The organism is Bacteroidota bacterium (assembly GCA_018692315.1).
In the GTDB taxonomy this organism is placed as follows: domain Bacteria; phylum Bacteroidota; class Bacteroidia; order Bacteroidales; family JABHKC01; genus JABHKC01.
Genome location: JABHKC010000134.1, coordinates 1 through 12382 on the forward strand (window position 1 = coordinate 1; position 12382 = coordinate 12382).

Genomic DNA, 12382 nt, shown 5'->3' on the forward strand with positions numbered 1-12382 from the left:
AGTTTATTCAGGCACTTCTTAGCAAGAATGAGAAGAAAAAGCAAGTGCTATACTAAAAAGTTAGAAATGTTGAAACAAGCTGTAATGATGCTCATGTTGAAATGGAATAATCAATTAAGTATACTTTGTTAACAATGCCATAATTTTTTACCTCAACAAAGTAATATTTCCTTTTTTAGAGAAATTTGAATAATCCCAACAAGTTACCTCAAGATAATAGACAAAAACCGCCGGATCTAATTCTTTGTTTTTATAAGTCCCATCCCAGCCTTTTGTAATATCTTTTGTAGAAAAAACCATTTTTCCCCACCTGTCGTAAATTGCAAAAAATATATCCCGAACCATTTCGCTGTAAACGTACAAAATGTCATTATGCCCGTCATCGTTTGGTGTGAAAGCATTTGGCACAAAAACATAATCTTCATTGCAAAAAACATCGAGTACAACAATTTCTACCGAATCGTTTTTTTCGCAGCTAAATTCATCATTTACAAATGCCGAAAAAACAGTGTTTTCTGTCGGGCTGGCAGTGGGTTCTGCTATAGTATCGGCGTTTAAATAGTGAGCAGGAAACCACTGAAAATTTAAGTTATCGAACTGATTTGTATGCAAAATAGTGGACTGTCCATAATAAATCGTATCATCATCGGCATAAACTTCAAGCTCAGTTAGAGAAAATTCTGAAATGAAAATTTCTACAGTATCAACTAATTTACAGCCTTCCTGATTTTCAATTTCTACAAAAACCGAAGTCTGCTCTTCCGTATAAATCAATGGCGATGAAGTACTTGCTCCTTCAATAACAATTTCTTCAGGCTTCCAGTCAAAAAAATAACTTTGACCGGGATAGGTATTTTCAGCAACGATTTCCAAATAATCGTAAATGCAGATTGTGTAGTCTTGCAGTGGCTCAATGTAAATGGCAGATACAAATACGGTTTCTTCGGATAGAATATCACAATATTGATTTGTAATGTTCAGGTAATAAATTTGTGTAGTATCCGGCGAAACCGGCAGAATTGTGTCAATATAGTTAAATGAATTGTTGAAACCCGGATCAATTGCCCATGAAATATCGTGATAGCTTCCGTCTGTTTCTAAAATCAAAATTGCAGTATCGCCCTGACATATTGAATTGTCATCTACAGATAAATTGAAATTTAGAGTGTGAACATAAACAGTCTGATATGAAGTATCTATGCACGAACCCTCAATACTCGACAAAATGAAAGTTGTGGTTTCATCCGGAAAAGCAAGCGGATTGGAAATATTGCTTTCGGTTAAAAATGTTGAATTGTCCCACAAGTAGGAAACATTTGGATTTCCGCTTGGCGAAAAACCAACCAAAATACTGTCGCCTAAACAATAATGTAAGGCAGCTAAAGTTTCGACAACATTTTCTTCAATTTTAACAATTTTTGTAATAGTATCGCTCAAATTGCAGGTTTCCGTACTATTTGCAACAAGTGTAATTTCAAATAATCCCGCTTCTGTAAAGTAAAAACTTGAATTAACATTTGTCGATGTAGAACCATCCGGAAGAGTCCACTCAAAAGTTGTGGCATCCTGGCTAATATTTTCAAATTCAATTTCCACAGGAAAACAATTTGATTGCGGAACTTTGAAATCGGCAATTGTCATTGGGAAATTAAAAGCAATTTTAAAAATTGCATTGTTGCAATTAGTCGAAGCATTCGAAGCTGAAAGAGTGTCGGGGTGCGGATCGGGGAAAATCGGAAATTCCTGACAGCCTCCACAACTTGCACAAACCGATTGATAGATATAACCAAACCTGTCGAAGCGACTTGTTCCTCCATCTACATGATCGCCTCCACTTCGTGTGCATCCTGTGTAGTGCAACTCACCAAAGTAGCTGGCATATTCTAAAGTTTGAGCATCTTCCGAAAGAATCATCACATAAAAATCTTGTCCATCGGTTGAATCCTGATAGGCATCATTTGTAATTTCCATATTTTTTGTTCCTTCAATTGAACCCCAGGTATTTCCATCCATGCCGCCCCATTCACGTCCCCAGCCGGACAAATAAACTCTGTTGCAAATGTCTGCCGTGAAAGCAGTTATAGAAATATTTGGTTTACCATTTCCTGTTCCAAAAGTTGTTGACCAATTCAAATTAGTCAAATCGTACGACAAATTTGAAATAAATTGCCCACTGTTCGGGATATTATAAAGTGCATTGTAAACTAAAGTAGAGCCTGTTGCTTTTGTTTGTCCGCAAATGAAAATCTTGTTTGAATTAGCAATTCTCACAAAGTAAACTTGGTCGTAAGCATCTGAGCCAAAAAATGTTGAACTTAACAAAAATTGTCCGTTGGCAGAAATTCTTGACACAAAACCATCAGTAGAACCACCAAGATAGTTCTGATCTAAAACTCCTGAACTTGTAGGAAAATCCTGCGAACAAGTACCACCTGCAACAAAAACTTCCGAGTTTCTTGCAATGTCGATTGAATAAATGGCATCGTTTTGAGAGCCTCCAAGAAACGTGCTCCATTCCAAATTGCTGAGTTGAGGATTAAGTTTAAAAACAACACCTTCCTGATTTCCGTTAGAAGTATCTTGCACAGAATTTAAACTTGTCGGAAAATCGTCTGAAAAAGTACAACTTGCTACATAAACAAAGTTAGAGTCATCCACTACGATTTCCCCCCTTGCACCATCGCCATAATTAAAATATAGCGAATCGTTGCCATGCAAAATATGATTCCCATAACTTGATTTATAATTTATTCCATCGTTTTTTGATCCTCCCACGAAAGTGGAAGCAATCATCTGGTCGCCATTTTCGCTTAAGCGAAAAACAAAAATATCTGAACCTGATTGGAAATTAATTGCATTATCATAATTAAGAGCATCGCCTCCATTAAAAGAATTGTCGTAGGCATTTGCAGAAACCGGAAAATTGCCGGAGCCTGTAGTTCCAAAAATTAACAATTCGTTATATCTATTAGCTACAAGGCTATGTGGCATTTCACTACTGCTACCACCAATATAAGTTGAAAAAATCCTTGACGCACCGTCAGAACTGTACTTTATTATCCCAATATCCCATGCATTTGCATTTGTTCCGGCATAATTTTGCTGAAAAGCTCCTGTTGTTACAGGATAGCCAATTCCGCTTACTATGCCTCCCGAATAAACATTCTGGTTTAAATCGAAGGTTGCTGTAAATCCCCAATTGTCGGCAGTTGAACCTGAATAATTTGAGAAAACAAGTGTCGGATCTATAACCAGATTTTTGGATTTGTCGTAATTCTCATCTATTTCAAAAAATAGTGAATTCCCTTTAAGTTTATATTTGCAAGCTATTTTGATTGTATCATTATTTATAATTTGATAGGCAAAGGGTTTTAGTTCAGCAATTTTGTTTACAGTGGTAGAAATTATGAGGTTTCCATTTTTAATTTCGATTTTTTCAACACCTTCGTAAAAAAGCTCAATTTCGCCAATATCGCCTCCTTTTCTAAGTACGAAATCATATTTAAGATTTTCATTTATGCTGTAAATCTTTAGATCGATGTTATTGTATAAATCCTTGTATTCAACAGTTTTATACTTTCTGACAAAGGAAGCCCAGCGCTCGGGATTGTTTCCAAGAAAATAGTTGTTGTAAGATTTTTTGGGTGAAAAGCCTTGAATTTTCGATTTGTCGATTTTCGAATTTAGAAATTCAATTTTGTAGGCATGAAAATGAACTTCCTCGCAAAGAGATTTTTGTTTCGGAACTGAAGTATGTCCATGATTAGTGTGGCTATCCTCATCGCTTAAAAAATTAAAGCACAACGATTTTTCTTCAAGGAAAATCGCAGCATTTTTCATTTCAGCTTTAAAAAGGATATGATTTTCCCACTGATTTTTGTTTTCGATGAACTCAATTTTGTTCTGAGCTTGGGTAGTTAAAAAAAATACTATTTGTGTGAATAACAATAAACAAGCTTTGTTATTGATAATGTCAAATAGCTTTTTCATTTATTTTCAAAAAAAAGTTTAGAAACATTCAGTTATAAACTTTCAAAAGTACTACAAAATATCGGGAATTACGAAGTAGAATGTTGAGCCTTTGCCTTCTTCGGATTCTAACCAAATTTGCCCTCCAAAGTAGGCAAGCAATTTTTTAGAAATAAATAATCCTAAGCCTGTACCTTCGTATTTTCTTGTATGTGAGTCATCAATCTGTCGGAAATTTTCAAATACAATTTCTTGTTTTTCTTCTGAAATTCCAATTCCTGTGTCTGTTATATAAAATAGAACTGAGTTTCCGTCTCCTATGTTTAAGCCAAATTCGACATGGCCCTTTTCAGTAAATTTAATCGCATTCTTCAGAATTTGCTTAAATATATGAGTTAGAACATTTCTATCGAAAAATATTTCTTTTATTTTGAAAGATAGTTTATACTTAGTTTCTATTTCATTTTTTCCTAATTTTTCTCTCTCACTATTAACTAATTGCAACATTTCGTCAAAAAATTCCGAAACAAGAATTTCTTCTTTTTTAGTTACCATTTCGCCAGTTTCAATTAATGAAAGTTCAAAAATATCTTCAATTAGTTCTAATAAATTATTCCCGCTTTTATTAATCTCAATTGCAAAATCGTTAACCTCAGGGCTCACATTTTCTTGCTCTATAACAAATGAGAAACCTATTATAGCATTTAATGGTGTCCTCAATTCGTGCGACATGTTTGCAAGAAATGCTGATTTCAATCTGTCAGACTCCTCTGCTTTTTCTTTAGCAATTCGCAATTCTTTTTGGTGAGTTACTATTTCATAATTCTTTTTGCGCAAAAGTTCTAATGCTCTTCTTTTTACATAAAACTGTCGGAATAATATTATCAACAATAATACAAAAACTGAAAAAACTACAATAGAAATTACAAAATATGTGTTTTGCTTTTCTATCTCTACTTGCTGTTTCTCAAGTTCTATTTTATGTAGTTGCTTCTCAATTTTCAGAATTTCTATTTCTTTTTCGTTTTTCACAGATTCGTATTTTCGCTCCATTTCAGCAACTTGATTTTGGACATTTTCGTCCATAATAGAATCTTTGAGTTCAATATATTGCGTGTAATAGTTGAGAGCTTCCTTATAGTTTCTTAGTCTTTTATTAATTAAATACAAATCTTCAAGGTTGGCAAATTTCGTTTCAACAAAATTTAATGAATCAGCAAGTTGTTTGCATTTTTCAAAATATTCGTATGCTATTTCATATTGGCCTAATTTAAAATAAATATCTCCAATACTATTGTATGAATTAGTAATTCCTGCTATATTGTTTAATTCTTCTTCAATTTCTAATCCTTTCAGCAAGAATTCTATGGATTCTTTAGGTTTTCCCATTTCAAAATAGAGTTCTCCGATATTGTTTATTGAGGTTGCAATACCTTTTCTATCATTGTTATGTTTTTCGATTTCGAGAGATTTTTCATAATAAACCAATGCGGAATCATACATCATCAAATCTACGAAAACAATCCCAATATTATTTAACGAACTACCAATCCCAAATTCGTTTCCTAAAGATTTCTCAATTTTAATAGATTCTTTATAAGTCTCAAGTGCCTTTTCGTTGTTTCCTAAGTTGGAATAAATAATTCCTATATTATTTAAGCATAATGAAATTCCTTTTCTATTGCCAAGTTCTTCTTCAATAAACATTGCTTTTTGATAATATTCTAAAGCATCTTTATAGTTGCCCAAATCATTATTTGTAATTCCTATATTGATAAATATTCTCGAAATTTCGGTTTTGTCGTTAATTTCATTCTGAATTTCAAGGGCTTTGTTATAATATTCCAGAGAAAGGAATAAATTTCCTGAATTATAATAAACATCTCCAATGTTATTATAATTTGTTGATATATAATCACTATCATGATGTATGATAGCACTATCAAGAACTTGTTTATACAGTTTGAGAGATTTTTCAAAGTCGCCCAAAAGATCTGATATATATGCAATGCTATTTATTGATGCAAAAATATCTCTTCTCTTATTTTGTTTAATATATAGCCTCAGCGAATTTTCATAATAAACTACCGAACTATCATATTCGTTTTTGTAAAAAAGTGCTTCAGCAATATTATAATGTGCATGAGCCTCTTGGTCTTCAATTTTATATTTAGTAGCATATTCTAATGCCTGATGTGCAAAATTACCGGCTTCATCAAGATTCTCAGAAATTACATTTTCAGAAATTTCATTCAACAATTTTGCTTTGTCAATCTCCTTGGCATTTTTTAGCTCAACTAACAGGCTGTCAGTCTGATTTTTAGCAATCACAATATTTTCGAACACAAATATTTGTGCAAAAATTAATATGAATAAGAATAAGTTTCTGTCTCTATAAACCATTGTCATCTAAAAAACAAAAATAGTACAATATTCTATTACTTTTGCATTGATTCTAACAAAATCACAAATAAATCATTTTTTAGTATTTTGTTTTATTAAGCAACCATCATAAAATTGAATTGTCTGATTATTATACACTTAATTGGTTATGAAAATAAATCAAGTATTTTATGTAAATTGTCGATCGGGAAAAAAATCTTAAAACCATAATTATGAAAAATTCATTCTTTTTAGTTTCAGTATTATTAAGTTTCAGTTTGTCTGCTCAAACTCCTGACGGAAAATTATTTATCCAATTAGGATCATCAAATTATCAAAGCCCGAAAACACTTGGCTATATTGAATATCCGCAAGAGCAATATATTTTTATTGATAGTGTGAATATTACTGATATGATAATATCTGAAAATTCACTTTTTGTAGCATCTGACAATATTTATGAATACGATTTATCTACAAATCAAAAAATTGATTCTATTGAAAATTCTCAAGCATTTCAGATAAAGATATGGGAAAACTATTTGATTGTGAAAAGTCTTTTTGCACCATACATTAGTGCATATGATATTAATAATAACTCTTTGGACTTTTATTTCGACACAACCCAAGTGGCATATTGTCCGGCAGATTTTACCATTTTTGATGACAAAGCTTTCTTAGTTTTTAACAATACCGTTCAAATACTTGATCTTTTAAGTCAAGATACAATTGCAAGTGTTCAAACTCCTCATCCGTTTCAGTTTGGAGGAATGAACTATTTTATTTTTGAAATAGATGGCGAAATTTACATAGATGTTGAATATGCAACCGGTGCTCCGCGATTTTCTTTAATTAAAATGAATCCGCAAAATTATCTTGTCGAAACTCTTTTTCATCAGGAAATGGCATATAACCCATGGAAACCTATAGTTGGCGATAATATAATTTATATTTCTCACTTTCCTTCATACTATGATATTTTGCTTGACACTATGATATCTGCTACCTGGGGCTCTTCCTTTGCTATAGATTACGATCCGATAAGTAATTCTGTTTTTGAATATGAGCTTGTTTCAAAACAATTGAAATATCATTATAATGGAATTTCCTCTACGCCAATAGTTTTCACTACCGATTTGTATCTGACAATGTTTTATTCCGGCCAAGTTCAAAATATTCAGATTCAACCCGAAAATCTTATAGCTTGCGAAAACCAAACTTCCTGGTTTTTTATAGTAGCAGAAAACGCCCAGACTTTTCAATGGCAGGAAAATTCAGGTTCAGGATTTTATGATATTGTGAATTCAACGAATTATGATGGTGCTACATCTGATAGTTTATCCATTTCTAATACTTCCATTATCATGGACGGAAATCAGTATCGCTGTATAATCTCGGACAGTAGCGGAATGGACACCAGCAATTTTGCAAATCTTTCGGTTTTTCCTTCTCCTCAATCTTTCTCAATTTCTGGCGTTCAAAATGTTTTTGAAAGCCAAACTGAAACATATTCTGCACCTTTTGATGCAAATTTAATTTATGAGTGGAATGTTGAGAATGGAGTTTTATTAAATCAAATTTCGAGCGATTCAATTGTTGTTCAGTGGGGAATTAGCGGTGTGGGAATTATTTCGGCAGTAGCCATCAATGCTTACGATTGCAGAAGCGATTCGTCTTTTTTGAATATTTCAATCGGAATCAATTCCATCGAAAACAATATGCAGCAACAAAAAATTAAAATATATCCAAACCCAACCTCTTCGGGATTTCTGAACATCTCGAAAAGCAAAAATCAATCTATAGAAATTTATAATAATATTGGTAGTCCAATTCTTTTCTCAAATGCCAAAATTATAAACACTTCAAACCTGCAGTCGGGTTTATATTTTATTTTAGTAAAAAATAAAAATGGCGAAATACTGAAATTTGAAAAATTATTGATTTATAATCACTAATTTCTTTGTTGATTTTTCATTTCTCTGAATAAGAATTTTTTACTATTTTAAAAAATGCTACTTAAACTTCTTGCTTCAACAATAAGTTTGCATTAATTCATAGCTAATAAATAAGCCGATTATTGATAAAAATTCTGCTGAGTATATTTTTTCTAAATGTAAATTACTACGATTTTTAGAATGAGTGAACGAAATACCTAATTCTTAAAAAAGCTACAAATCTTAGTTTGAAGTTGCATTAGAAAAAAAAATCAAAATAATACAAAAAAAATCCTCAGATTTTCATAAATTTGTCAAAAAGGTTCTTTATAAAAATGAGAAGGCATTATATCAGGCGTATCGAAATTCTTATACAAAAAACATCAATTTTATTTACCTTTTAAGCTTAATATTATGAAAGCACATTATATTCGAGTAATATTATTTTTAGTTATCTTTTTATTTTCGAAAAACATAATTGCTCAAAATAATTCGTCAATTAAGAAAAAAGAAATACTTCACATGTCAATTGAAGATATGATGAATATGGAGGTAGTTACAGCATCGAAAGTCAAGCAAAAGATTCAGGATGTACCTGCTTGCACAAGAGTTATTACAGCTCAGGACATTCTGGAACGCGGATATTTCACTCTGGAAGAAGCGTTGGCTGACCTTCCGGGTTTTCAGTTTAGAAACATATTAGGATTTAACACATATTCTTTCATTCGCGGACTTCCAAGTCAAAACAATTTGATAATTGTAATGATTGATGGCATTCAAATTAATGAGCTCAATTCAGGCGGATTCTATGGAGGAGGCCAATACAATCTTTCAAATGTAAAAAGGATTGAAGTCGTTTATGGTCCGGCTTCAGCATTGTACGGAACAAATGCCGTTTCAGGAATTATAAATATAATTACAAAAAAACCCGGCTCTGATGATGCAGGACATGCAGGAATTGGATATGGCTCTTTCGCTAAACTAATTACAGATTTCAGCTACGATTATATCGACAAAAATAATGATTTTGGTATCAGGCTTGCCGCTATGTATAAACAGAACGAAAAAGCCAAACTAAATGATGAAAATGGAGATTATAACTGGACAAATGATATGGAAAATTTTGAGGATAACTTATCATTTGACGCTATGGTTAAATTTAAGGGATTTACCTGGGGAACAAATTTTCAAGACAAAAAAGCATCGCGAACTACAAATTACAAAACTATTGACGACAAATATCTTGACAATGGAACATCATGGAATATCCGGTTTCTGAACAGTTTCTTGCAACACAGCTACAACAATAACGAAAAATGGACAAACCAGGCAAAAATATATTTTAGAAATGCCACTGTAAAAGATAATACTATTGGTTATATCATAAAAGCAGACTCATTGTCTGAAGGAGAACAAGTAGGATATTTTAGGCCCAACCATTTGATTGGCATTGAAGAACAATTTAATTACAATCCATTTGACAAACTTAATTTGATTGCGGGGCTTGTATTCGAACTGGAAAATCTATCCGAAGGATTTACAAAATCATATAGTAATTCTCAATTTGAAGAACCAGAAAAACCAGAAAAGCCGAACGTAATAAATAACAATCTACTGAGCTTTTATCTACAAAGCCAATACAGAATATTTAAGACAACTGCTATTACTGCCGGAATAAGGCAAAATATTAGCAATTATTATGGAAACATTTTAACACCAAGGCTTGCTCTTGTTTACAACAAAAATGCTTTTACTGCCAAAGTTTTATACAACAGAGCTTTCAGAGCCCCTAAACCATGGGATTATACTTGGGGTGATGGCAACAATAATCTAAAACCCGAAAGAATGAAATCGGGAGAAATATTTGCCTCATACCGATTTGCAGAGCATTTTAATATTGAGGGTTCAATTTTCAGAAATAATATTTCCGATCTTTTTGTAAAAGAAACTATTCAAATTAATGATTCGACTGAATTAAATAGATGGGCTAATAAAGATAAAGTAACAACGCTGGGTTTCGAAACAGGCATTAAATATTATGTTGACAAATTTCAAGCATATATAAATTATACCAATAATCACTCACAAGACAAAAACGACCAACATATTGCAGAGATTTCAGACCATATTGCAAACATAGGCTTGACCTACAAGCCGGTTTCAAATTTAATTATAAATTTAAGAGCTAATTATTTGGGAGAAAGAAAAAATCCCAAAGAAATTGAAACTACTGATTCAGACATTATTGATGATCTTGTAATATTTCACTTGGCAGTAACATATTATATTTCAGGATTTAATATTCAGCTTATTACAAACAATTTGCTCGATTCCGAATATTATCATACTTCCAACAGACCGCCAGACCGCTATAGACAGCCACAGCGTTCGGTTTTCGTTAAGATGACATACACATTTGGCAGAAAAACAAAATAATGCAAAGATGAAAAACAACCTTTATCTCATAAAATCTGCATTAAGTTTGTTGATGTTTTTTTCATTGAGTGTACATTCATATTGTCAAACAGATGAATATTTAATGAAAGCAGGATTTATCGAAAAATTTACAAGATTTATCAATTGGCCAAACGATTCTGTTCAATCTGACACGAATAGACCTTTTATTATTACTGTTTTAGGAGAAAATACTTTTGGCAGTTCACTTGATGAGTTTTATTTGGATACAAAAATAAAAAACAGGCACGTCATTCTAAAATATATTTCAGATTTTGATGAATTATCACTATGCCATATTTTGTTTGTATCGGGCAATTGCAAAAATAATCTTGAACAAATCATTGATTTCTCAAATAAACATTCAATTTTAACTATTAGTGAAACAAAAGGTTTTGCAAAAAAAGGCATTCTTATAAATTTCTATTTTGAAAAGAACAAAATACGATTTGAAATGAATAAAAAGGCTTTTAATATTTCAAATTTAGAAGTTAGTCATCATTTGTTTAAGATTGCGAAAATAATATAGAATATCCCAAAATAATTAATTAGGGACAATTGAAATTTCGTTTATGAATATAAAAAGAGCATTAAAATCACTTTCAATAAAACGCAAAATAATCCTTTTAATATTGGTAGTTGCAGGTTTAATTGAAAGTTTATTGTTTACAACTTTTATGATTATTAGAATAAATGATTATAAAACTGACATGCTGAACAACTCGGTTTTGAATACTCAACTGATTGGCGAAAATGTAATTACATCCTTAACTTTTGAAGATAAAACCGGTGCTTTTCAAACTATTAGTAAACTCGGTGTTATAAAATCATTTTCAAATGTTGTTTTGTTCAATGCCGATGGTGAAATTTTCTCAAAGTATCCTGATACACTTCAATGCAATATTGCTCCACCAAAAGGATTAGTAGCTTTTCAAACTTTTTCTGGCTCAGAACTTATTATTTTTGAGCCAATTAATTACAATAATGAAAATTATGGCAGCCTTTATGTTCGAATCTCAACACAAGAACTTAGCAAACAAATAAACGACTATGTTTTATTAATGCTTGCTATATTTATAGTTGCTGCAATATTATCATATTTCCTTGCTGTAAAACTTCAAAAAATAATTTCTGTTCCTATTGAATCTTTAACAGATTTTACAGCCTTAATCACAGAAACAGCAGACTACTCCCTTCGTATTCAACCCTCAGGTGATGATGAAATAGGTAAACTATATACCGATTTTAATGAAATGATACATAAAATACAGCAAAGGGAACAAGAAAACGAAACTTTCAAGAAGCAATTGAAAGAATCAGAGAAGAAATATTCTACTTTGGTAGAAAACTTGACTGATGGGATTTTTATAATACAAAATGAACATATCGTTTATGCTAATCAGCGTATTTGCAGCATGATGAACAAAACTGAAGCTGATATTGTTGGTTCAAAATATCTCAATTATTTTAATAAGAAATATTGGAAAAGTATAGAAAAAACTCTTAACCTGATTAATTCATAAACTTTTTTTTCATAAACGTTTCTACAATTTTCATGCTCAAATATATTAACATTGATGAGTTTTAGTTAATTTTTTTATTCAATTTTAAATTTTACCGAATTTTATTTTGAATGATTCTAA

6 protein-coding genes are annotated in these 12382 nt (G+C 31.6%); 4 read left to right on the forward strand and 2 right to left on the reverse strand.

Features of this window, described 5'->3' with window-relative positions; translation table 11 throughout:
* Nucleotides 1-147: 147 nt before the first annotated feature.
* Together HN894_10205 and HN894_10210 are read right to left on the reverse strand one after the other, a co-directional pair.
* Nucleotides 148-3990: a T9SS type B sorting domain-containing protein gene (locus HN894_10205; GenBank protein ID MBT7143702.1), complete on the reverse strand. Its 3843-nt coding sequence runs from the start codon at nt 3988-3990 to the stop codon at nt 148-150.
* A 51-nt stretch (nt 3991-4041) separates the two neighbouring features.
* Nucleotides 4042-6300 carry a tetratricopeptide repeat protein gene (locus HN894_10210; protein MBT7143703.1) on the reverse strand — a complete coding sequence of 753 codons (2259 nt, stop codon included), beginning with the start codon at nt 6298-6300 and terminating at the stop codon, nt 4042-4044.
* 284 nt (nt 6301-6584) lie between these two features.
* Between HN894_10210 and HN894_10215 the strand changes: the two genes are divergently transcribed.
* From HN894_10215 to HN894_10230, 4 genes are all read left to right on the forward strand, one after another.
* A complete protein-coding gene (locus HN894_10215) occupies nt 6585-8306 on the forward strand; it encodes a T9SS type A sorting domain-containing protein (protein MBT7143704.1) in 1722 nt (573 codons plus the stop codon).
* 393 nt (nt 8307-8699) lie between these two features.
* Nucleotides 8700-10721 (forward strand): TonB-dependent receptor, encoded by a 2022-nt coding sequence (locus HN894_10220; protein MBT7143705.1) that lies wholly within the window; start codon nt 8700-8702, stop codon nt 10719-10721.
* A gap of 7 nt (nt 10722-10728) precedes the next feature.
* A complete protein-coding gene (locus HN894_10225) occupies nt 10729-11268 on the forward strand; it encodes a YfiR family protein (protein MBT7143706.1) in 540 nt (179 codons plus the stop codon).
* A 43-nt stretch (nt 11269-11311) separates the two neighbouring features.
* The gene (locus HN894_10230) at nt 11312-12262 is read left to right on the forward strand and encodes a HAMP domain-containing protein (protein MBT7143707.1); all 951 of its coding nucleotides are present in this window, start codon (nt 11312-11314) and stop codon (nt 12260-12262) included.
* Nucleotides 12263-12382: the final 120 nt, after the last annotated feature.

Bases quoted from the DNA above. Each gene is read 5' to 3' on its own strand.
- HN894_10205 (MBT7143702.1), bottom strand. From the start codon at position 3,990: ATGAAAAAGCTATTTGACATTATCAATAACAAAGCTTGTTTATTGTTA.
- HN894_10215 (MBT7143704.1), top strand. From the start codon at position 6,585: ATGAAAAATTCATTCTTTTTAGTTTCAGTATTATTAAGTTTCAGTTTG.
- HN894_10220 (MBT7143705.1), top strand. From the start codon at position 8,700: ATGAAAGCACATTATATTCGAGTAATATTATTTTTAGTTATCTTTTTA.
- HN894_10225 (MBT7143706.1), top strand. From the start codon at position 10,729: ATGAAAAACAACCTTTATCTCATAAAATCTGCATTAAGTTTGTTGATG.
- HN894_10230 (MBT7143707.1), top strand. From the start codon at position 11,312: ATGAATATAAAAAGAGCATTAAAATCACTTTCAATAAAACGCAAAATA.